General features: G+C 72.2%; 15 protein-coding genes. 3 read left to right on the top strand and 12 right to left on the bottom strand.

All coding sequences use genetic code 11. The features are described 5' to 3' along the window. Positions 1–10 precede the first annotated feature (10 nt). Positions 11–829, bottom strand: coding sequence for an HAD family hydrolase (locus WMF43_RS50630; protein ID WP_437676293.1), 819 nt, complete (start codon positions 827–829; stop codon positions 11–13). 141 nt (positions 830–970) lie between these two features. Next, a complete protein-coding gene (locus WMF43_RS50625; protein ID WP_437676292.1) occupies positions 971–2,302 on the bottom strand; it encodes an aspartate kinase in 1,332 nt (443 codons plus the stop codon). A 420-nt stretch (positions 2,303–2,722) separates the two neighbouring features. On the opposite strand from WMF43_RS50625, the gene WMF43_RS50620 reads away from it, so the two are divergent. Then, positions 2,723–4,207, top strand: a complete 1,485-nt coding sequence (locus WMF43_RS50620; RefSeq protein ID WP_437676290.1) for a hypothetical protein — start codon at positions 2,723–2,725, stop codon at positions 4,205–4,207. A gap of 31 nt (positions 4,208–4,238) precedes the next feature. On the opposite strand, the gene WMF43_RS50615 is transcribed toward WMF43_RS50620, so the two are convergent. The 10 genes from WMF43_RS50615 to WMF43_RS50570 form a co-directional block, all read right to left on the bottom strand. Then, positions 4,239–5,816 (bottom strand): carboxypeptidase regulatory-like domain-containing protein, encoded by a 1,578-nt coding sequence (locus tag WMF43_RS50615; protein ID WP_437676288.1) that lies wholly within the window; start codon positions 5,814–5,816, stop codon positions 4,239–4,241. A gap of 266 nt (positions 5,817–6,082) precedes the next feature. Further along, entirely contained in the window at positions 6,083–6,580 is a 498-nt protein-coding gene (locus tag WMF43_RS50610; protein WP_437676286.1) for a hypothetical protein, read from the bottom strand. A 787-nt stretch (positions 6,581–7,367) separates the two neighbouring features. Then, positions 7,368–10,886 (bottom strand): DVUA0089 family protein, encoded by a 3,519-nt coding sequence (locus WMF43_RS50605; protein ID WP_437676284.1) that lies wholly within the window; start codon positions 10,884–10,886, stop codon positions 7,368–7,370. Positions 10,887–11,014: 128 nt separating this feature from the next. Next, positions 11,015–11,653: an NAD(P)-dependent oxidoreductase gene (locus WMF43_RS50600; RefSeq protein ID WP_437676282.1), complete on the bottom strand. Its 639-nt coding sequence runs from the start codon at positions 11,651–11,653 to the stop codon at positions 11,015–11,017. Positions 11,654–11,704: 51 nt separating this feature from the next. Beyond that, the gene (locus WMF43_RS50595; protein WP_437676280.1) at positions 11,705–12,478 is read right to left on the bottom strand and encodes an endonuclease/exonuclease/phosphatase family protein; all 774 of its coding nucleotides are present in this window, start codon (positions 12,476–12,478) and stop codon (positions 11,705–11,707) included. A gap of 18 nt (positions 12,479–12,496) precedes the next feature. Next, positions 12,497–13,738 carry a phospholipase D-like domain-containing protein gene (locus WMF43_RS50590; RefSeq protein WP_437676279.1) on the bottom strand — a complete coding sequence of 414 codons (1,242 nt, stop codon included), beginning with the start codon at positions 13,736–13,738 and terminating at the stop codon, positions 12,497–12,499. A 147-nt stretch (positions 13,739–13,885) separates the two neighbouring features. Beyond that, positions 13,886–14,440, bottom strand: coding sequence for a cytochrome c maturation protein CcmE (locus WMF43_RS50585; protein WP_437676277.1), 555 nt, complete (start codon positions 14,438–14,440; stop codon positions 13,886–13,888). A 106-nt stretch (positions 14,441–14,546) separates the two neighbouring features. Continuing rightward, positions 14,547–15,236 carry a hypothetical protein gene (locus tag WMF43_RS50580; protein ID WP_437676276.1) on the bottom strand — a complete coding sequence of 230 codons (690 nt, stop codon included), beginning with the start codon at positions 15,234–15,236 and terminating at the stop codon, positions 14,547–14,549. 484 nt (positions 15,237–15,720) lie between these two features. Beyond that, complete coding sequence (locus tag WMF43_RS50575; RefSeq protein ID WP_437676274.1) at positions 15,721–16,314, bottom strand: hypothetical protein; 594 nt, start codon at positions 16,312–16,314, stop codon at positions 15,721–15,723. Further along, entirely contained in the window at positions 16,295–20,467 is a 4,173-nt protein-coding gene (locus tag WMF43_RS50570; protein WP_437676273.1) for a DUF6531 domain-containing protein, read from the bottom strand. Before WMF43_RS50570 ends, WMF43_RS50575 begins: the two co-directional genes overlap by 20 nt. A gap of 195 nt (positions 20,468–20,662) precedes the next feature. Between WMF43_RS50570 and WMF43_RS50565 the strand changes: the two genes are divergently transcribed. Further along, the gene (locus WMF43_RS50565; protein ID WP_437676272.1) at positions 20,663–20,965 is read left to right on the top strand and encodes a hypothetical protein; all 303 of its coding nucleotides are present in this window, start codon (positions 20,663–20,665) and stop codon (positions 20,963–20,965) included. Beyond that, positions 20,962–21,366: a type II toxin-antitoxin system VapC family toxin gene (locus tag WMF43_RS50560; protein WP_437676270.1), complete on the top strand. Its 405-nt coding sequence runs from the start codon at positions 20,962–20,964 to the stop codon at positions 21,364–21,366. The genes WMF43_RS50565 and WMF43_RS50560 overlap by 4 nt, the downstream gene beginning before the upstream one ends. Positions 21,367–21,449 lie beyond the last annotated feature (83 nt).

Here is a 21,449-nt window from a genome sequence, read left to right as displayed (position 1 = left end):
GGCGGCGAGCTCAGGTGGCGAGCAGGACGAGCCCCGGGATCGAGCCCGCGAGCGCGAGCAGCTTCGGGCTCGGGGCGACCGCGACCGGCACCCGGGCCGTCCTCAGCAGGGCGGCGTCGTACGCGCTGTCGCCGAAGGCCGCAAGCACGGCGAGCTCGGGGAAGATGCGCTCGAGGGCGCGGATCTTCCCCTCGCCGTACGTGGCGGGCGCGCCGAGCTCGGCGGCGATGCGGCCGCCGGCGACCGCCGGGGTCATCGCGGCGACCCGCTCGGGCGCGATGCCGAGGCGCGCGACGCCGCGCTCGATCACGGCGCGCGGCGAGGCGGAGACGACGTACACCGGCGCGCCGCGCGCGCGCGCCCAGTCGAGGATCGGCAGGAGCGCCGGCCGGATGCGCCCCGCGTGGCCCTTCTCCTCGAGCACGCGGTCGACGAAGGCGGCGAGCTCGTCCTCGCGCCACCCGGCGAAGGCCCAGGCCATCATCGCGAAGGCCCGGTCCTCCGGGTACCGCTCGGCGAGGAACGCCGCGTGGAGCGCGCTCGCGAGCTCGTGCGCGCCGCCGCCGCCGTCGACGACGTCGGGGGCGACGCCGAACGCCTCGGCCTCGCGCCGCAGCGCCGCCTCGGCCTCGGGCCGCGCCCCGCGCGTGGCCAGCAGCGCGTCGAAGAGGTCGAAGCCGACGTCGCCCTCCCAGAGGGTGCCGTCCGCGTCGAAGGCGAGCGCGGCGCCCGCGCCCAGCGCGGCGTGTGCGGCCTCGATCCGCCGCAGGATGTCGCCCGTGCTCTCGCGAGGGATCGGCGCGCCGCCGTCGAGCTTTGCCGCTGTCATGGGTCTCCCGGGGCCGGACGCCGGGTCCGGCCAGGGACAACGCCTACTCGGGTCCTCGCGTCGCGTCACGCCCGTCAACGTCCCGTCACCGGGGCGGCGGACGGGCGTCGTGAGCCGCGGCGGCGCGCGGCCCCGGCGGCGTCACCGCGCCGTCTCGAAGAGCGAGCGGTGCAGCACCTCGACCGCGGGGGCGACGTGCGCGTCTTCGATCACCATCGACAGGTTGATGCTGCCCGTGGCGTAACTCAACATCTCGACGTTGACCCCGGCCTGGGCCATCGCCCCGAGCACCTGCGCGGCGACGCCCTTCTGCTTCGGCAGGCCCTGGCCGACCACGACGAGCGTCGTCCGGTTGGGCAGGACCTCGCAGGCGCCGAAGCCCTCCAGCTCGGGCAGCGCGCGGCTGAGCTTCCCGAGGTCGTCGGTGGTCATCGAGACCGAGACCTCGGACGTGGTGATCACGTCGATGACGACCTCGTGCCGGGCCAGCACGGCGAGGACCTGCGCGAGGAAGCCGACCTCGCCGAACATCCGGGTCGAGTTGATCTTGAGCACGACCTGCCGCTCGCGGTAGGCGATGCTGGTCACGGGCGGGGACGCGGCGTCGGTGTTGAAGCCGATGACGGTGCCGGGGTGGTCCGGGCGGTTCGTGTTGAGCACCCGCACCGGGATGCCCCTGTCCATGGCGGGCAGCAGCGTGGAGGGGTGCAGGACGCGGGAGCCGAAGAACGCGAGCTCCGCGGCCTCGTCGAAGCGCATCGCGGGGATGTTGCGGGCCGTCTTCACGACGCTCGGGTCGGCGGTCATCACGCCGTCGGTGTCGCTCCAGATCTGGGCCTCCTCGGCGCCGAGCGCGGCCGCGAGCAGCGTGGCGGTGAGGTCGCTGCCGTTGCGGCCGACGGTCGTGATCTCGCCGGCCTCGTTGCGGCCGACGAAGCCGGTGACGATCGGGACGATGCCGTCGGGGACGCGCTCGGCGAACGTGGCCTTCATCCGCGCCTCGAAGCCGGGCAGCGGGCGCGCGCGGCCGAAGTTGGCGTCGGTGATGAAGCCGAGCTCCCAGACGTCGTAGGCGCGGGCCGGGACGCCGCTCCGGGAGAAGAAGTCGGCGATGCAGCGGACGGCCATGCGCTCGCCGAAGCTCGCGATGTAGTCGAGGCTGCGCGGGCTGAGCTCCTTGACGAGGCTGATGCCGCGGAGGAGGTCCTCGATCTCCTGGAAGAACGGCGCGAGGAGGTCGGGCGCGCAGCCGAGCGACGCGGCCACCGCGCGCTGCTTGCTCACGGCGGGGGCAGGGTCGAGCCGCCCGGTGGCGGCGACCTTGGCCGCGTTGATCAGCGCGTCCGTCATGCCCTTGTGCGCGGAGCTCACGACGACGGGGCGGCGGGCCACGCGGGCCTTGACGATTTGGAGAACCTTCTCGATCTGAGCGCGGCTCTCGACCGAGCTGCCGCCGAACTTCATGACAATCATGCGCGTGCCTCCATGGACCTGCCGGCCCGGTGGGCGCGAAAAGATAGTCGCCGCCGTCCGGCAGGCGAGGGGAAGCAGCGACGCCGCAGCCCGGCCGGAGCCGGAGGACAAAAAGCGAGCGCCGCCGGGGCCTCAGGGGGGCGAAGGCCACGCCGGCGGCGCTGCTGTCCTACGAAGCACCTACTGTGCCATCCGGCATTTCCTTAAAACGTCAGGGCTTCGTCGTGGACATCCGTGCTTCTGTTTCAATTCTGAAACGGCAAGGTCGCAGGAGTGGAAGATTGTCAGCAGTCTTGGTTTACCAATGCATTTCGCCCAGGACGCACTTGTTACAGCTTTAGCCGTATTTTTCGGGGCCCGTGGCATGCCTGGACGGGTTCCGTGCTACGAGCGCCTGAGCACTTCACTAAGGAGAAACAGATGCGACTTGGTCTATCCCTGTCAGCGGTCACAGCGATGTGTCTGGCGCTCGCCGCGTGCGGCGACGACGGCGAGGAGCCGCAGGACGCGACGTCCGGCTCGGGCGGCGCGGGCGGCGAGGGCGGCGTCGGCGGCCCGACCGGCGAGGGCGGCACGGGCGGCCAAGGCGGCGCGCCGGGAGGCGGGAAGGCGGACGGCGAGCCCTGCACCGAGAACGAGGAGTGCAGCGGCGGGATCTGCCTGACCGAGGAGGGCATCGGCTGGGCGGGCGGCTACTGCTCGGCGCTCTGTGCGGCGAACCTCGCGCCGTGCGAGGACGGCTCCGTGTGCCTGAACGCGGGCGAGTTCTCGCTGTGCGTCCAGACCTGTACCGAGGACGCCGACTGCGAGGGGCCGGCGCGGATCTGCGCGCCCGCGTCCGACGACGGAACGATGGCGTGCTTCGGCGGCTGCAGCGCGGACGACCAGTGCGAGACGGCCTGCAACGACGACCAGGGGACCTGCAGCGTCATCGGCGAGGCGTGCGACAACGCGATCGACGACGATGAGGACGGGCTGCAGGACTGCGAGGAGCTCGACTGCTCGCCGCAGGGGGCCTGCGCGGAGGGCATCGCCGCGGCCTGCGCGGAGGCGACCGACGTCTCGGAGGGAGGCACGTTCTCCGGCTCCACGGAGGACGGCACCAACCTGTTCGCGGCGGTCTGCTCCGACGCCTTCGGGCTCAGCACCTTCACCGCCGGCGTGGGCGCGAAGGAGAAGGTCTTCCGGTTCGTCGCGCCGGCGAAGGGCAACTTCTCCGCCTTCGCGACCGCCACGGCGGGCGACTTCGACTGGTACTTCCGGAGCAGCTGCGACGACGCGTCGACGCTGATGGGGTGCCTCCCCATCTTCTCCCCGGGCGACGATCCCGCGCAGCTCCTCGTCGACGCCGGGGACACCTTCTTCATCTTCATCGACGACAAGACCGGCGAAGGCGCGGACTACACGCTCGAGATCGGGTTCGTGCCGCAGGTCTGCGGCGACGGCGAGATCACGGGGTCGGAGGAGTGCGACGACGGCAACGAGGTGGACGACGACGCGTGCACGAACACGTGCGCGCGCAACCTCGCGCCCGTGTGCGCGGAGGTGATCCTCCCGGTGGAGGAGCCCGAGCTGACGGGGGACACGTCCGAGGGCGCCGAGAACTTCATTGGATCGTGCGGGGGCTCCGGCGCGGAGCTCGTCTACCGGTACACGCCGGCGGCGGACGGCCCCGTGTCGATCACCGCGACGCCGGTGGGCGAGACCGCCGATCTCGTCCTCTACGCGCGGACCGAGTGCGCCGACGTGGAGAGCGAGCTCGGCTGCGTGGATGACCCCGAGGCCATCGAAGCCCCGGAGTCGATCACGGTGGAGGGCACCGCGGGGGAGCCGATCGACATCTTCGTCGACAGCTACAGCATCAACTCCGTGGGGGCCTTCACGCTGAGCATCACCGAGGGCTGAGCCGCCGGGGGGCGAGGGCGCCGCGCCGCGGTCACCCGCCCGGCGCGGCGTCCTGGGCCTTTCCAGACGGCAGGTCGGTCACGCGCAGATCCACGGTCGCGACCTCGCCCGGCTTCACCGTCACGCCGTTGCCGATGACGGTGGACTCCACGTTGAGGATGTAGAGCCCCGGCGGGATCGAGGACAGGTGGAACGAGCCGTCCTCCGCCGTGGTCGGGTAATACAGGGCGACGGCGCCGTCGTCGACGTTCGTGGCGACCATCAGCCGGGCGGCCGGGAACGGCCGGTCGCCGATGGTGACGCGGCCGCGGAGCTCGCCTTTGCCCTCGGGCGCGAGCTTGATGTCCTGCACCGTCTCCTTCCCCTCCTCGATGTCGACGCCGGTGACCGTCACCTGGTCTCCGCGCTGCATCATCATGCGGATCGTGCCGGGCGGGACCTGATCGAAGCGGTAGCGGCCGCCTTCGTCGGTCACGGTGTTCACGAAGCCGATCGGCCGGTGCATCAGCGTGATCTTGGCGCCGGCGACGGGCTCGCCGTCGGCCCGGCGCGCCACGCCGGAGATGCTGCCGCCGGGCGACATCACGAGCTTCACCGGCTCGAGGCGGTCGCAGTCCGAGACCTCGATGTCGAGCGTGCTCACGGCGTTCGAGCCGTCATAGGCGCGCACGGAGACCTTGCCCTTCGGCACGTTGGGCAGGACGAACGAGCCGTCGTCCTCCGTCTGCGCCTGCGCCGCGGCCTCCAGGGCGAGATCGCTCATCTCGCCGGCGGCGAGCACCGACTCTGCGTCGATGAACACCCGGGGCTGCGGGGCGCCCGACGCGTCCACCGCGCGGCCGGTCAGGGTGCACCCCTTGGAGAGGGTCAGATCCACCTTCTTGGTGTCGTCGGATCGGACGATGACCATCGGAGAGAACGCCGGGGCGTGGCCCGCCGCGGTCGCCCTGACGACGATCTCCCAGGCGGGCAGCTGGGCGACGCGGAACGTGCCGTCCTCGCTATCGAACGTGCGGGAGAACAGCGGCGGGGTCGCCGGGACGTCCGCGGTGACGGCGGAGAGGATGTCGATGGCGAAGCGCCGCACGGGCTCGCCCCGCTCGTCGAGCACGCGCCCCTCGATGACGCCGCTCTTCGGGAGCACCAGGCTCACCTCCTGGCCGGTGTGCGCCGTGGTCGACGTGGTGCCGTACCCCTCGACGCTCGCGTTCAGCTGGTACGTGCCCTCGGCGAGCGTGAACTCGAACCGCCCGTCCTTGTCGCTCGTCACGGAGCCCACGGTCGAGAGCACGTTGCCGGCGACCTCGAAGGTCGTCGCGACGACCGTCGCGCCGGGGACGGTGTTGCCGTCGGTCCCGACCACGTGGCCGTGGATCGTGGGCCGCGCGGCCTGTCGCGCCGCCGGGGCGTCGCGCAGGAGCGCCCGGTTCCTATACCGGGCCTGCGGCGCGGCGCCGGCGGCCGGGGCCTTGGCGCGGGCGGGCGCTTCGCCGCCGCCCGGGCGGAGGGCGAGGTAGAGGGCGACGCCGGCGAGGGCCGTCAAGAGCAGCCCGAGGGCCACCCACGACCACCGGTGCGCGGGTCGCTGGTTCGAGGGATTCGGTTGCATCGCTGTTCCTCCAGATGAGTTGTCCTGACGAGAGCTCGTCGGTCGGACGCACGGCGGAGGAGAGAGAGGGGCCGCCGGCGGCTGCCGGCGCCCCCTCCTCTCCCGCGTGCTCCGCATGAATCCCGCGCGACGCGAGCGGCGAGCGCCTCCCCGTCCTGCCTGGGGCCGCTGTGAAAGGGCTTTCTGCGGGGAGGCCTCGCCGATCGGTCGAGCGCTCGCGCGGCGGCCCGCGGCCGGGGGATCCCGGCCTCAGGGCCGCACAGGCGCTACGGTTGCGCGCGCGGCGTGAACTTGATGGGGTAAGCCACCGCCAGCGGGTGGTACTGGGCAAGACCCTTGATCACGCCGGTGAAGCTGTCCTGCGTCAGGTTGAGCCGGTGGATGCGGACCTTCATCTGGAACTTGTTGAACGCCCAGTGCGACTCGGGGGGAACCAGCGGGTCGAGCGAGATGTTCGTGTCCGCGGGGAACAGCGAGTTCTCGTCGCACGCCTGGTTCATGATCGACAGCTCCTCCGCCACGTAGGTGTTGGTGCACGTGGCGAGCGCCGCGAAGTTGCACCACTTGCCCTGGTGCCGGCACAGGTCGCCGAACGGGGCGGCCACCTGCTCGATGTAAGTGAACACCACGAAGCCGAGATCGACGATCCGCGCTCCGTTGCTGAGGCAGACCTGGTACTGCGTGAACTCGGGCAGCGCCATCGCGCTGGTGGGGATCGACATGACGGACGCGAAAGCGAGCGCCCAACGAGCGAACTTCTTCATGAGATATACCTCCGAGGAATCGAATCTGTGGTCAAGATGGGATACAGATACCTATCCAGATTGTCACCCAAGGGATCCATGCCCCGGGGCGCGAGCCAGGAGAGCGATGCCCCGACGCGGGCGACGCGCGTTGTCGTCGCCCCGTCATGACCATGCTCCCGGAGGAACCCGCCCCGAGGTCATGCCGCGAACAACAGGAGACTATTCTCCCGGCAGGATCATGCAAGCACTTTTGACTGGCATTCTTCCGACCGAAAAGACGGCTGAACTAGAACCGTGGATAATAACGGCACTCATCGACTATGAACTCGCGCGCTCTGCCTCGAACGCACCCCGTGGGCTCCCACATCCAGCCGAAGTATCGCGCACCTGCGCCGGTGGAGGCGCGCTCTCGAGTCGTTGCGAAGAGCGGTCCAACGCGGTCCAACGCGGTCCGACGCGGTCCGACGGCCGAGTGGCCGCGGCGCCGCCAGCGCGGGCGCAAACCGGGGGATCGAGGGAGGAACACACGGATTCCGCGGGGGTCTCTCCTGCTCGAACAGCGATGAACCCCTGTGGGCGATGGCCACCTATGTGACGCCGCTGAGCACCGCGGAGCCACCCGGCGCTGCCTCCGCGATCGGCCGAGCGGCCGCCGCGGGCCCCGGGATGATGGGATATCGAGACATCGAGTTCGCCGCGCGAGGACGGGTTCGTCCCGGCCTGCCCCGGGCGCCCCGAGCGGGCGCGCCCGGCGCCGAGCGGACGGCGCGGACGGCGTCGACGGGCGACGACGCCAGCGCGCCGGTCAGCGGAGCGTGAGGGCCAGTCGGTAGTCGAAGAGCCCGGCCGAGCCCGAGGCGCCCGACGCGGCGCGGACCCGGAGGAAGTACGTTCCCGCCGCGAGCGCGTGCGCGCCGGGGTGGCGCGGAGCGTCCCCGGTGCCGTCGAGGATCGAGCAGTATCCCCGGCCGCCGTCGTCGTCGTCCGCGATCAGCCGGCCCTCGCCGTCGAGCAGCGACAGCCGGCTGTCGAGCTCGAGCGACTCGCACGTGGCCGCGCCGCCCTCGACGATCTCCGCGCGGATCGACCCGCCGGCGGGCAGGTCCACCGCGAAGAGGTCGAAATCGCCGCTCGTCAGCGCGCCGGAGAGGAACACATCGGAGCCGGCGAGCGTGTTCGCCTCGGCGCCGGTGCCGTTCGGCTCCTCCTCGGCGCCCGCCGGCGCGAGGATCTTCGCCTGGAGGAGGTAGACCGGGATCTCCCCGCCGCCGCGCGAGGTGATCTCGACGCCATGGTCGCCGGCGGGCAGCTCGACGACCAGCGCCGAGCAGCCGGCGATGCCGCCCGCGTAGTCGGCGTCGGAGAGCCCCTCGTCGGTCGCGATCGGCTCCCCCGCCGCGTCGAGCAGGCGGAGCGTCGTGCGGATGCCGCCCTCGCAGGAGGCGCCGGTGCCGTCGAACACCTCGAGGCGCACGAGCGAGGCGACAGGCAGGCTCACCCGGAAGACGTCCCGGTCGCCCGCCGCGGCGAGGCTCGCCGAGACGAGGGCGTCGCCCGCGATCACGAGCCCGCTCGCGGCGGCCTGCGCGGCCGTGTCGTTCGGCTCAACCTCCGCGGTGACCGCCTCCAGCTGGCAGGCGGCGCTGCAGCCGTCCCCGTCCGCTGCATTGCTGTCGTCGCAGCCCTCCGGCACGTCGACGAAGCCGTCGCCGCAGACCGGGAGCCGGTCGCAGCCCGGGCTGCAGCCAGGGCCGCCGTCACACTCCTCCGCGCCTTGCCGCTCCCCGTCGCCGCACACGGCGTCGAGCGAGACGAGCAGCGTATACGCCGAGGTCGCCCCGCTGGGCGAGGTGCTGACGCGGACATAGTAAGTCCCCGGCGCCAGGTGGCGCGCCCCGGCGCCGCCAGGAAGCGTGGGGTCGATGAGCGAGCAGACGCCGACCTCGTCGTCTTCGCCTTCCTCGTCTTCCTCGTCGTTGTTGTCGGCGGCGAGCACGGTCGCGCCGTCCGGCGAGAGGAGGGCGAGGGCGGTGTCGACGCCCTCGGGGCACTGCGGGGGGCCGCTCGATCCGAAGGTCTCGAGCCGGAGGTCGGACACGGACGCGAGCCGCACGGCGAAGACGTCGACGTCGGCGGGCGACGAGAGCGCGCCGGAGAAGAGCGCGCTCGGCGCCAGGGCGCCGTTCGCGTCGGCGTCGGCGGGGGTCGCGTTGGGCTCGACCTCGGCCGTGGCGCCCTCGAGCTGGCACGACGGGTCGCAGCCGTCCCCGACCGCGGTGTTGCCGTCGTCGCAGACCTCGGGCGCGTCGAGGAAGCCGTCGCCGCACGTCGGGACGCGCTGGCAGGTCGCGTCGCACGCGGGGCCGCCGTCGCACTCCTCCAGGCCCTCGACGGCGCCGTCGCCGCAGACGGCCGTCGTCCGGGCGCGCAGGGTGTACCCGGGAAGGACGCCGCCGCCGTACTCCTCGACGAGCACATAATACGTGCCGGGGGCGGTGATGGAGGCCGCCAGCAACGAGCACGTGCCCTCGCCGCCGTCGTCGTCCTCGCCGAGCAGGGCGCCGTCGGGCGCGAACAGCTGGACCACCGTGTCGACGTCGTCGCAGGAGGTCGGGCCGCTCGCGTCGAAGGTCTCGATCTCGAGATCGGAGACGCGGGGGACGTCGACGGCGAAATAGTCGATGTCTCCCGCGGGATCGATCGACGCGGAGAACAACACGCCGGGCGCGGTCGCCTGGCCGGCGGTCGCCTGGTCGGGCGTGTTGTTGGGCTCGGCCTCGGGCAGCGTCCCCTCGAGCTGGCAGGTGGCGCTGCAGCCGTCTCCGCCCTCGGTGCCGCCGTCGTCGCACGCCTCGGCGCCGTCGACGACGCCGTCGCCGCACCGCACGATCCTCGTGCACGCCGCGGAGCAGCCGGCGCCGCCGTCGCACTGCTCGCCGCCCTCGACCAGGCCGTCGCCGCAGCGCGCCGTGAGCACGACGAGGAGGTTGTAGCCGGGGATCGTGGCGTCGTTCGTGAACTCCTCGACGCTCACATAATAGGTGCCGGGCTCGAGCTGGACCGCCGCGCCCGTGCCGCTCGGGTCGATCAGCGAGCAGGCCCCGGGGCCGCCGTCGTCGTCGCTCGCCAGCACCGTCTCGCCGTCCCTGTCGAGCAGCTGGACGAACGTGTCGAAGCCCTCGAGGCAGTCGCTCAGGCTGCCGGCGCTGAACGTGGCGATCCGGATGTCGGAGGCGCTCGGCACGTCGACGGCGAAGACGTCGACGTCGCCGAGCGGCTCGATCGCGCCGGAGACGAGCGCGTTCAGCGTGAGCGCGCCGCGCGCGTCCGCCTCCGCCGCGGTGCCGTTCGGCTCCACCTCGGGAGAGGGGGTGTCGAGCTCGCAGGCGGCGCTGCAGCCGTCGCCGCCCGCCGTGTTGCCGTCGTCGCAGAGCTCGGGATCCTCCAGCACGCCGTCGCCGCAGAAGGCGGTGTCCAGCGTGAGCGAGAGCGTGTAATCGAACGTCGCCGGCGGCGCGGCCGGGGAGCCCTCCACGCGGACGTAGTAGCCGCCCGGGCTCAGCCTCTCCAGCACCAGCAAAGAGCAGTAGTTGTCGTCGTCGATGTCATCGCTACTGTCGAGGGCCCTGAGGCGATCGTCGAAGACCGTCACCTGCGTGTCGACGCCGAGCGAGCTGCACGTCGTGCCGAGCGGGCCGTCGAGCGTCTCGGCCCTGAGCCTCCCGACGGCCCCGTCGGGGACGGCCACGGAGAACACGTCCACGTCGCCCTCGGGATCGAGGAACGCGCGGAGCCGGCCGTCCGGCGCGAGCGAGAAGGCGTCGCGCGCGAGCGGGAAATCGTCGTTGGGCTCGACCTCGCACCCGGGCTCCACCTGACATGCGCGCGAACAGCAGTCGCCGCCCTCGTTGCCGCCGTCATCACAGGCCTCGACGCCGCGCCGGACGCCGTCGCCGCACCCGCCCGCGCACGCGCTCGGCGCCCCGGAGCAGGCGTATCCAGGCTCGATGACACAGCCCGGATCACACCCGTCGCCGCCAGCGCGATTCCCATCATCACACTCCTCGGCGGGCGCGCCGACGACCCCGTCGCCGCACGTCGCGCCGGGCGCCCCGCCCTCGCCGTCGCGCCCGCCGTCACCGTCGCCGCCGCGTCCGCCCTCGCCGTCGCCGTCGCCGCCTGCGCCGCCGCCGCCGCGCCCGGGCTCGCCGCCGGGCTGCTCAATCCTGCTGCGATCCACGGTGACGAGCAGCTCACACCCGATCAGGGCCGGCGCTGCCAGGCCGACGAGCAACGGAAGCGCGGTCCTGAGGCAGGAAATCATGGAATGCAATCCTCTGCTCGGCGCCCTCTCGATCGACACGATCGAGGCTCGCTCGGCGCCGCGCGCGGGAGCAGACCGAAGCGGCGCGGCCGCGTCAAGGGACAGCGGCGCGCAGGCGGGCGAGCGCCTCAGTACGTAACGGCCACCGTCTTGTGCACATACTCGTCACGATCCAGCTGAGAGAGCATGAAATGCGCCGCGTCCTCGCGCGAGAGCGTGGGCCCCCCAAAGAAGTAGTTCCCCTGCGGCAAGTGCTCGAGGCCGACGCGGTAATCGCCGAGGAGCCGTCCATCCGTGAGCTTGGGCAGCCGCACGATGGTCCAGGCGACGACGCCCTGGCGGACGATCTCTTCCATACGCAGCATGTCGGAGTAGGGGTTGCGGCGCAGCGGCTTGACGAGGAGGCGGAACCAGAGCGCGCTCCCGGGGTCGTCGATGCCCACGGCGGTGACGGCGATCAGGCGGCGGACGTGGTGCTCCTTCATCGCGCGGAGGATGTTGGCGGCGCCCTCGGAGTAGACGCGCGTCGGGCCGAGGCCGCGCGACCCGAGGGCGGAGAGCACGGCATCGTGGCCGGCGACGGCCCGCGACACCTGCTCAGCATCCATGATGTCGCCCCGGAGCGCGCGCAGCCGCTCGTGGTGTGGAACAGGGATGGTGGCGGGGTTGCGCGCGAACGCGGAGACCTCGTGGCCAGCTTCGAGGGCCTGACGGACCAACGCGGCGCCCGTGCCCCCGGTCGACCCCAAGATCAGTAGTCGGCTCATGAGCGGCGAGCCTACCCGGTCCGGCGCCGCCGGTTCAACGGGCGCCGCCGGTCACCCGCCGAGCCGCAGCCACGCGGCCACGCCGTGGTGGTCCGACCCCGAGAACGGCGCCCGCTCGCAGCGCGCGATCGTCCAGCCGTCCCCCGGCTGGACGAAGACGTAGTCGATGCGGCGCAGCGGCAGGCCCGCCGGCCAGGTGCCGCCCGTCTTGCCGGGGTGCGTGTGCATCCACGCGTCGACCCAGCGGGCGTCCCCGGCGCTCGCCCGGAGGAAGCAGACCGCCTCCTCGCTCGGGAGCGCGTTGAAGTCGCCCATCATCACGGCGCCGACGCTCCCCGACTTCTGGCGCTCGCGCGCGGCGAAGCTCACGAGCTCGCGCACCGTGCGCGCCCGCGCGCGCCTCGACAGCGAGAGGTGCGTCACCAGCACGTCGACCACGGCGCCCGCTTGCCGGATCGCCGCGCGCAGGACCACGCGCTGGCTGTCCCGCTCGAACGGGTCGTCGCGATCGAGCGTGAGCGCCTCGAGGGAGTGATCGATGACCTCGATGTCCTCCCGGCAGAGCAGCGCGACCCCCTCGCACTCGCCGCCCGCGGCGACCCTGCCCGGCGCGAACCACGCCCGGTACCCGCCGGCGAGGCGCGCGAGCTCCCCCGCCTGGCCGAGATCGCCGCGCGCGGCCTGCGCGTGCACCTCCTGAAGCCCGATGACGCCGGGGCGCATCTCGCTGATGAGCCGGGCCAGCATCGTCCGGCGCCGCTCCCACAGGGCGACGCCGCCCCAGATGTTCTGGGTCAAGAACACGATCTCGCGGTCCTGGCTCAACGGCCTCCTCCTCGGGGGTCAGTCCGGGGACGTCTTAATCAGCTTGTCGAGCAGGCTCAAGGCCCCATGAGCGAGCCAGTCAACGCCCTTGTCGAGGAGCGGCCGCGCCGCGAGCGCGCCCCGGGTGATCGGCCGCGAGGCCGCCCTGTCGCGCGCGAACAGGTCGGCCACCCGGGCGACGAACGCCGGGTCGAACACGAAGAGATTCACCTCGTTGACCGCGCTCAGGCTGCTCGGGTTCGCGTTGAACGTGCCAATCGTGCACCAGTCGCGGTCGACCAGCGCGAACTTCGCGTGCAGGACGGCCCGGTGGTACTCGTGGAGCTTGAAGCCGCGATCGATCCACGCGGCGTACTCGGCGCGCGCGGCGCGCTTGATGATCGGCAGGTCGGTCTCGCCGGGGAGGATGATCTGGACGTCGACGCCGCGGCGCGCGGCGTCGACGAGGTCCTTGAGCATGCCGGCGGGCGGGAAGAAATAGGCGTTCTCGATCCAGACGCGCTCCTTCGCCCGCTGGATCGCCTCGCGGTGGCGGGCGTAGACCCGCGCGTTGTCGTCGGGCGTGTCCGCGATGAGCTCGAGATCCGGGTACTTGCGCCCGGTCGCGTAGTCGAGCAGGCGCCCGGGCTCGCCGTCGGCCTCGCGCCAGCGCTGCTCGAAGAGGAACGCGAAGTCGGCGACGCAGGGCCCGTCGACGCGCATACAGACGTCGTGCCACCCCTCGCCGCCGCGCCGCTGGGGGAGCCACTCGTCGCCCCACGCGGCGCCGCCGGTGTACGCGGCCTCGTCGATCACGATCACGCGCGAGTGATCCCGCGGCAGGAGCCCGCCCTCGCCGAGCGCCACGGCCATCGGGCGGTAGGCGCGCACCTCGACGCCGCGGCGCCGGAGATCCTCGAAGAAGGGGGTGTCGGTCTCCTGCGAGCCGAGCGGGTCGTAGAGCAGCCGCGTGCGCACGCCGCGCGCCGCCGCCCGCCCCATCATGTCCCCGAACGATCGGCCGAGCATGTCGTCGCGGTAGATGTACGTCTCGATGTCCACGCGCCGCTCGGCGCGCTCGACGTCGCGGAAGATCGAGCCGAGCACCGCCTCCATGCCGGGCAGCAGGGTGAGCGCGTGCTGCGCGGTCGCGACGGGGTCGACGGGCCTCGCGGCGTCGCCGGAGCTCGCGGCCGCGCCGGACGTGGTGGGATCACCCGACAGCGGCGCGCTGCCTCCGTCGCCGACGGGGCTCAGCAACCGGCGGTCACGAGGGATCATCGCCCCAGTGTGGACGATGCGCGGGAGAAGGCGAGCGCCCCGAGGAATGCGGGCGCTCGCGCTGGGGACGGGGGTGAAGCGGGGACGAGCTGGCGGGGTTCGCGCGACGTTCGGGCGGCCTTCGCCCGGTCTGCGCGTGGTCTGCGGTCAGTTGCTCGAGAGCGGGCCCTCGGCGCCGCCCTTCATCTCGTGCGAGTTCGGATCGTACTTCGAGGTGCACTTGGCCATCACGAGGCTCGCCTCGAAGTTGCCCTCCGCCGTGAGCGCGCCCTCGACGGTCACCTGGACGCCGCCGCTCGGGACGTCGCGGAACGTGTCGGGGATGACGCACTGGGCGTAGCGCACGGGCAGCGCGGCCTGCGTGCCGTGGATCTGGAAGCGGTACTCGCAGGGGCTGTCGCGCTTGACCAGCGTGCCGGGCACGAGCTCGCCCTCGACGCGGACCTTGCGGCCGGTGAGCTTGTCCTTGGAGGTGAGCAGCTGATCGACGGGCGTGGCGTAGACGGCGGCTTCCTTGAAGCCGACGAGGAACAGGGCGACCAGCGCGCCCACCATGACGAGCAGCGTCGCGAGCAGGCCGATGCTGCGCGACGGACGCGGCTTCGGCGGGGCGCTCGCCGCCGGCTTGACGACCGCCGGGGTCTCCTGCTGCTCCGCGAGGGACAGGGCCTGCGCCAACTCTTCATCCAGCTTCTTGCTCATCGTGGATCCCTTCGCCTGCAGGCTAGCCCGCGCGCCACGGCCGGTCGAGCGCCACCTGCTCCGCCCGCCTCGTCCGCGGGCGGCGTCCCCGCGGCGCCGGACAGCGCTACCGGAGTTGTCCCTCGCGAGCGGACTGCACGAACCGGCGCGCCTGCTCGCGGACGGTCGCGACGCCTGGGGTGTCCTCGGAGGTGAACAGCACGCGGAGGCCGTCCGCCGCCTCGACGACCCGGCCGCGCGCGCCCCGGCGGGCCATGTCGAACAGGGGGCACCGCGCCGCGCCGTCGTCGGACGGCTGCTGGCCCGCGTCGGCGAGCGCGGTGAGGCGGCGGTCGAGCTGGCGCGCGGTCTCGTGGAGCGACGTGGCGCCGGCGCCGAGGCTCGGGGTGATCACGATCTGCACGCCGCCGGGGATGTCCTCGGCGCTGACGCTCGCCGCGTCGGAGATCTGCGCGCAGATCTGGCGCTCGCTCATGTCGGTCGCGCCCGCGGCGCCCGCGCGCGGCTGTCCGGGCTGGCCGCCGGTGTCCAGCGGGGCGGCGCCCGGCTGGGTTGCGCCCGGCGGGCTCATGTTCCTGGCGGGGCTCTCCCCGATCTGGCGCTGGTCCGGCACCGGGGCGTGCCCGGGGCCGCTGCCCGGCGGCTGGGAGTTGACGGCGTAGGGCATCTCGGACTCGAACGTCGGCGTGCGGCCGACCGGGTGCGCCGGCTGCCGCTCGCGGCCGCACCCCGCGGCGACCGCGAGGAGCGCGAGGGATCCGAAAATTGCGTGCACACGGTGAAATGACGCATTCATGGAGGCCTCCTCCAGGGTTCTGGCGCAGGGCGGTCCTGCGCCGCGCGATGCCGACCCGGGTTGAGCGGGCTGACCCGGGTTGAGCGGGCCGACCCGGGTTGAGCGGGCCGACCCGGGTTGAGCGGGCCGACCCGGGTTGAGCGGGCCGACCCAGGTTGAGCCGACCCGGGTTGAGCCGACCCGGGTTGAGCGGACCGACCCGGGTTGAGCCGACCCAGGTTGAGCCGGCCGGCCCGGGTTGAGCCGACCGACCCGGGTTGAGCCGACCCAGGTTGAGCCGGCCGGCCCGGGTTGAGCCGACCCGGGTTGAGCCGCCCCGCATCCACCGTGCCCGCCGGAGGCTCGCGCGGGATGCGCGCTTTCGCTCCCCCACCGGCACCGCGATGCACGCTCCGGCGCACGGCCGAGCCGAACCGCAGCGATCCCCCGTGCGCGCCGCCGCGCCCCCATGCCGCCGGACGGGCGCAGCCGCCCCTTCGCCCGATCAGCCCTCCGGCGCGGGCCGCGGCTTCCGGGCAAGCGCCTGCCGGATCGCCGCGCGCACGGCGTCCGGCGGATCTCGCCGCTCGAGCCGCAACAGCTGCTTCTCCGCCTCCGACGCCAGGACCGGATCTCCCGCGCAGAGCAGCTCACCCAGCGCCGCGACGGCCTCCGGCGTGCCGATCTTGCCGAGCGCCCAGAGGCACTTCACGCCGAGCGCGCGCGACTCGTCGTACTCGAGATAGCCGTGCCGGACGAGCGCGGTCCGGCGGAGGACGTCCACGGTCCCCGGCAACCTGAGCTTCTCCAGCGCGCCCACGACATCCTCGTGCCGCTGGTGCCAGCCCTCCTCGGCCAGGCGCGACAGGACGTCCACGTAGCTGTCGGAGAACCCGAAGCAGTAACCGAGGTAGAGCCCGAACTCCACACCGACAGGATCCTCCTGCCGGAGCGCGTCCTGGAGCATCCTCAGCCCGAGCCCCCCGAGCTCGTGCGGCGCCGCAGGGAACGCCCGGCCGAACTCGGCGGCCGTGATCTTGTCGCGCGCGAGATCCAGTATCAGCCGCTGCTGCCGCTCATCAACAACCGGTGTCGCCAATGTCGAAGTCCTCGATGTGATCGTTGAACACCTCGAGCGCCCGGCCCCGGCCGAGGCCGATGTTGATCTGACGCCCCTCGCCCTTGAAGAAGGCGTTGTCCGCGGTCCACCCCTTGCCCACCGCCGGCATGTCGGGGTACTCGGCGCGCGTCAGGGCGGAGACGTCGCGCACCCCGATGTTCTCCAGCGCCTCCGTCGTCCCCGGCTTCATCTTGAACTTCACGAGCACCCCGTCGTAGTCCTCCGAGAAGCCCCTCGTCGGAGAGATGAACGTCTCGCGCGTGGGGAGCAATCTCCTGTTCCGCTGGAGCTCCTCGGCGTGCTCGCGGCTCATCGTGCGGTAGAAGATCTCCCAGTCGTCTTCGCCCGTCAGCCCGAACGGATCCACCGCGCTCACGGGGCTGCCGTCGAACCCGAAGAGGCTCGGGCCGCCGTCGAGCCCGAGCGGGTCCGGGCTGCACCATCTGCCGACCTCCGCGTCGAAGTAGCGGAACCGCGTGGAGCACAGCCCGGTCTCCTCGTCCGCGTACTGGCCGAGCAGCCGGAAGGGCGACTCGACCGCCGGCCGATCCGGCCCCGGATCCACGGACGTCTCCGTCACCCGCCCCCACGCCGAGTGCGCCGCCGACCACACCACCCTGCCCTGCTGGTCGAGCAGCTCCTTGGGCACACCGACGCGGTCGGTCAGGTAGCTGAACACCTCCCCGCGCTCCGCCTGGAGCAGCGGCACGAGCGTCCCCGGCGCGTGCACGAAGCAGCGCTCCCCGCGGCCGCTGTCGATGTCCGCCGCGAGCGCGTCCCCGTCCCAGAGGAACTCCACCGTGCGGCGCGGCTCCCCGCGGGCGTCCAGGATCTCTTTTCGGACCCGCCGCCCGAACGCGTCGTACGTGAACGCGACCGTCTCGCCGGACGGCAACCTCGCCGCACGCAGCCGGTCCCGCGCATCCCAGACGTACTCCGTCCGCTTCGCCTCCGGGCCCTCGCCGCCCTCTTCCTTGAGGATCCGGCGCCCCCGCGCGTCGTACGTGTACCTCGCCCGCTCCGTGCGCAGCAGGCGATCGCCCTCGGCGATCTCCCAGGGCTCCTGCGCCGCGGCCTGCGCCGGACCGGCGTCGAGCCCCTCCAGCACGTTCTTCAGCGCGCCGGCAGCGTCGTAGTCGAAGACCTCGGCGCGCCCCCTGCGCCGCGCCTCCAGGAGCTCGCCGACGGCGCCGTGCCGGTACGACGTCGCGCCCCAGAGGTTGTCCTCGACCTGCTTCACCCGCCCGATCGGGTCGTAGTGCCAGCGCCGCTCGAGCGCCGTCGCGGGCGCGCCGCCGCCCGGCGGGCGCACGTCGACCCGCTGCTCGACGACGCGATCCATGACGTCGTGCGCGCTGCGGATCGAGAAGCGGCCCCCCGCGTCGCCGCGCGCGGTCTCCCGCCCGAGCGTGTCCCGCTGGACCACGAGCTCGAACCCGGCGTGCTCGACGCGGCTCAGGGCGTCCAGCGCGTCGTACTCGTACCGCGTCGTCGCCCCCTCGGGCATGACGCGCGACGTGCGCCGGCCGCGCGCGTCGTAGCCGTACGAGAGGGTCCGATCGCCCTGCGTCTCGGCGGCGACCCGGCCGAGCCGGTCCCGCGCGAAGCGCGTCTCGACACGCTCGCCGCCCTGCTCCACGACGGCCCCGAGCAGCCGGCCCGTCCCGTCGCGGTGATAACGGACCAGGCTGTCGGACGTGTGCTCCTCCACGACGTGGCCGAGCGGATCGTGCGAGAAGGCGCGGAAGCTGCCGTCCGGATAATCGATGCGCGCCACGCGGCCGCCCGGCGTGTACTGGTAATCGAGGGCGCGCCCGTCGAACGTGAGCTCCCTCGTGATGCGCCCCGCGGCGTCGTAAACGAACTCGTATGTTTCCCCCCGGGGGTTCTCGACGCGCCGGAGCTTCTCGCCCCCCGTGTACCTGAAGCGCCAGACCTCGCCGTCCGGCTGCTTGAGGCTCTCCAGCGAGCCAGTCCCGCCGTACGTCACCTCGGTCGTCCGGCCGAGCGCGTCGAGGATCCGGCTCGGGCCGCCGAGCGGGCCGTACTCGGCGCGCGTGACGGTGCCGTCGGGCCGCTCGACCAGCACGGGCTTCCCGAGGCGGTCGTACTGCACCGAGGTGGTCCGCCCGAGCGCGTCGGTCCGCGAGACGGGCCGCCCCATGGGGTCGTGCGTGTACCTGGTCCTGGCGCCGCGCGCGTCGATCTCCTCGATCACGTCGTGCCGCGCGTCCACCGTGAACGACGACAGCAGCACCTCGCCGTCCCGGACCGCGCGCAGGTGGCCGCGCTCGTCGTAGCTCAGCGCGATGTGGAGCTGCGACGGATAGGTCACCCCGGTCAACGAGCCGGCCTTGTTGTAATCGTACCTCGTGACGAGGCCGTCCGGCGTCACGCGGGCGACCGGCAGGTCGTCCTCGATCTCCCACCGGGTGATGTTCCCCGCGGGGTCGATCTGCCGCACCTTGTTCCCGCGCGCGTCGTGCTCGTACCGCGTCGGCTCGCCCGCGCCGAGCGCCTCGGCGAGCAGGTACTGATCGCCGTCGTAGGCGCGCGTCGCGATCGCGATCCCGTCCGGGGTCTCCTCCCGGACCACGAGGCCGTCCTCGTTCCAATGCAAGATCCGCGGCTCGTCATTGCCGCTCACGCGGGTCGTGCGGCGCTCCAGATCGGGCGAGATCTCGGCCGTGTGCAGCCCGCCGTCGCCCCAGGTCCGCTTGCACCAGCCGGTCTCCTCGTCGTACGCGTAATAGAAGCTCACGCCGTTCTTCAGCGTGACCTGCACCATCCGGTGATCCTCGTCGTAGACGTAATGTTCGGCTTGCCCCAGGGCGTCCGCCGCGCTCGCGAGCTCACCCATTTTGGAATAGGTGTAATCGACCCATTGATCGAGCCGGCCGTCCACCCACACCTCGAGGCGCACGATGCGCCCTCCGTGGCTCACCTTGGCCCGGATCTCGCGGCCGGCGGTGTCGATGACGCGGTGGAGCTTCTCGCCCGTGTACTCCAGCGCAATCGCGTTGCCGTGCGCGTCGGAGATGGACCTGAGCAGCGCCCTGCCCTCCGGCCCGGCCGGCGCGAAGCGGCGCGTGAGCCGGGTCTCGTGGCTGTAGACGCTGAACTCGCCGTCGGCGAGCGCCGTCAGCGTCAGCCGGTCCGGCCGGTGGAACGTGTGTTCTCCCGGCTCGAGCGCGTCGAAATAGACGTGGCGGCCCTCCTCGTCCTGGAGCGTGATCCCCTCCTCGTCGCGCTCGACCCACTGCTCGAGGCTGTGCGTCCAGCCTCCGCGGCCGAGCGAGGTCCTTTGCAGCGCGCGCGCCGACGAGTAGTGCCGCTCCCAGAAGAGCGGGATGGCGCCCGGCAGCGCGAGGTCCACCTTCGAGTCCACCACGGCGCCCGAGGTGGTGTCCACGGGGTGGCCGGTGACGCGGCACTTGATCCGCTTGAGCGCCGACATCACCTTCTTTCCGGCCGCGCGCATCCCTCGCTGGAACGCGCGCCCGGCGCGCCCCGCGCCGCGCACGGCCGCCTTGAGCCCCTTGGAGACGAGGTCCTTGGCCCTCTTGAAGAGCGGCTTCAGCACCTTGCTGCCGAGCTTCAGGAGGAGCGCGCCGCCGATCTTGAAGGCCCCCTCGAAGAGCATATCGAGCACGAGATCGACCGCGAGCGTCACCGCGCCCGCCAGGAAGTCGCTGAACGTGGGCGTGGTCTGCACCGTGCCGGGGTTGAGGATCAGCGAGCTCGGCCATCTGCCGACGTCCCAGCAGTCGGCGTTGATCGAGACCGGCCCGCCGATCACGCAGCACGTGGCGCTCTCGCCGCAGATCTCGACGGCGCCGCGCGGCAGCCAGCATTTCTGCGACCCGGTGAGGATGTGGAGCGGCGTGAGCGCGTCGAGCGGGTCCGGGATGATGCCGAGGTGCGGCCAGAGGAACCTGGGCTCGTGCTGGTGCACGACGGACGGCACCCCGTTGAAGAGCACCGTGGGCTTCTGCTTGTCGCCCATCGTGAAGGGGTGCAGCAGCACGAGCTTCAGGAACTTCATGGGGGCGGGCGGGAAGATGTGAAAGCCCTGATGGAGCTCGAGGCCCGCGATGAGCCACCCGTTGTTGTCGTGAAAGTTGTGCGCCACGCTCGCCTCTGCCCGCGAGGATCGGAAGCCACCGGGACGCGCCGCGGGGTGCGGCGGCCCCCTGCGGCGAGCGGCCGTCGTGGCCGCTGCCGCAGCTGTCGAGGGCGAGGATAGCGCTCCTCGAGGGGGGATGGAGCCGCTTCGTGGATCGGCCTCACGCGCCAGGATGCGCTAACCTCTCCCCGTGAGGTGACGATGAACGCCCTGAAGCTCGACATCGAGAGCGCACCGGACGGGACGGTGACGCTCCGTCTACCCCAGCCGGGGCGCTTCCGTGTGCATCTGGAAGCGACGTGGGAACCCTTGGAGGTCGACCGGAAGGTGGTCTTTCAGGAGATCCGGCGGCGTGGGCACCCTGACGCGATCGCGCTGCTCGATCGACTGGGCGAGGATGGGATCGCGAACCCCGAAGCCCTGCTCGTCTGGGGAGTCGTCGACGATCCTACGTTCGAGCGGCCCGCGCAACCGCCCAGCGAGCAACGTCAGGGAATCGAGTGAGGTACCTCCTCGACACGAACACGGTGATCGGCGTCCTGCGCGCGAGGAACATCGGGTTGCTGGCCCGCTACGCAGCCATCCCGCGCGCGTCTATCTGTACGTGCAGCATCGTCAAGGCCGAGCTGTTTTATGGAGCGCTCAAGAGCGCGAAGCCGGCGCAAAACCGTGCGGCGCAAGAGGCCTTTTTGAGGGGTCTCGCTTCATTCAATTTCGACGATCTCGCCGTCGAGCACTACGCGCGCATCCGCTCCGAGATCGAGCACGATGGCAAGCCGATCGGGTGCATGGACCTCCTCATCGCCCCCATCGCGCTCGCGAATCAGGTGGTGCTCGTAACCCACAATCTTCGCGAGTTTTCCCGGGTGAGAGGGCTGCTGCTCGAGGACTGGGAAACGCCCTGAGCGAGGCATCCGCGTAGCGGGGCGCGACAGCCGACCTCCGCGACGCTCAAGCCGAAGGAGGCGCCCAGGGCCGCGGAGAGCCC

Origin of the sequence: Sorangium sp. So ce131, assembly GCF_051519095.1 — a bacterium.
Taxonomy (GTDB): Bacteria; Myxococcota_A; Polyangia; order Polyangiales; family Polyangiaceae; genus Sorangium.
Note: the sequence above shows the minus strand (reverse complement) of the source record. Positions and strands in the feature narration are given on the sequence as shown.

Coding starts and splice junctions, on each gene's coding strand:
- WMF43_RS50630 (WP_437676293.1), bottom strand. CDS start 829: ATGACAGCGGCAAAGCTCGACGGCGGCGCGCCGATCCCTCGCGAGAGC.
- WMF43_RS50625 (WP_437676292.1), bottom strand. CDS start 2,302: ATGATTGTCATGAAGTTCGGCGGCAGCTCGGTCGAGAGCCGCGCTCAG.
- WMF43_RS50620 (WP_437676290.1), top strand. CDS start 2,723: ATGCGACTTGGTCTATCCCTGTCAGCGGTCACAGCGATGTGTCTGGCG.
- WMF43_RS50615 (WP_437676288.1), bottom strand. CDS start 5,816: ATGCAACCGAATCCCTCGAACCAGCGACCCGCGCACCGGTGGTCGTGG.
- WMF43_RS50610 (WP_437676286.1), bottom strand. CDS start 6,580: ATGAAGAAGTTCGCTCGTTGGGCGCTCGCTTTCGCGTCCGTCATGTCG.
- WMF43_RS50605 (WP_437676284.1), bottom strand. CDS start 10,886: ATGATTTCCTGCCTCAGGACCGCGCTTCCGTTGCTCGTCGGCCTGGCA.
- WMF43_RS50600 (WP_437676282.1), bottom strand. CDS start 11,653: ATGAGCCGACTACTGATCTTGGGGTCGACCGGGGGCACGGGCGCCGCG.
- WMF43_RS50590 (WP_437676279.1), bottom strand. CDS start 13,738: ATGATCCCTCGTGACCGCCGGTTGCTGAGCCCCGTCGGCGACGGAGGC.
- WMF43_RS50585 (WP_437676277.1), bottom strand. CDS start 14,440: ATGAGCAAGAAGCTGGATGAAGAGTTGGCGCAGGCCCTGTCCCTCGCG.
- WMF43_RS50580 (WP_437676276.1), bottom strand. CDS start 15,236: ATGAATGCGTCATTTCACCGTGTGCACGCAATTTTCGGATCCCTCGCG.
- WMF43_RS50565 (WP_437676272.1), top strand. CDS start 20,663: ATGAACGCCCTGAAGCTCGACATCGAGAGCGCACCGGACGGGACGGTG.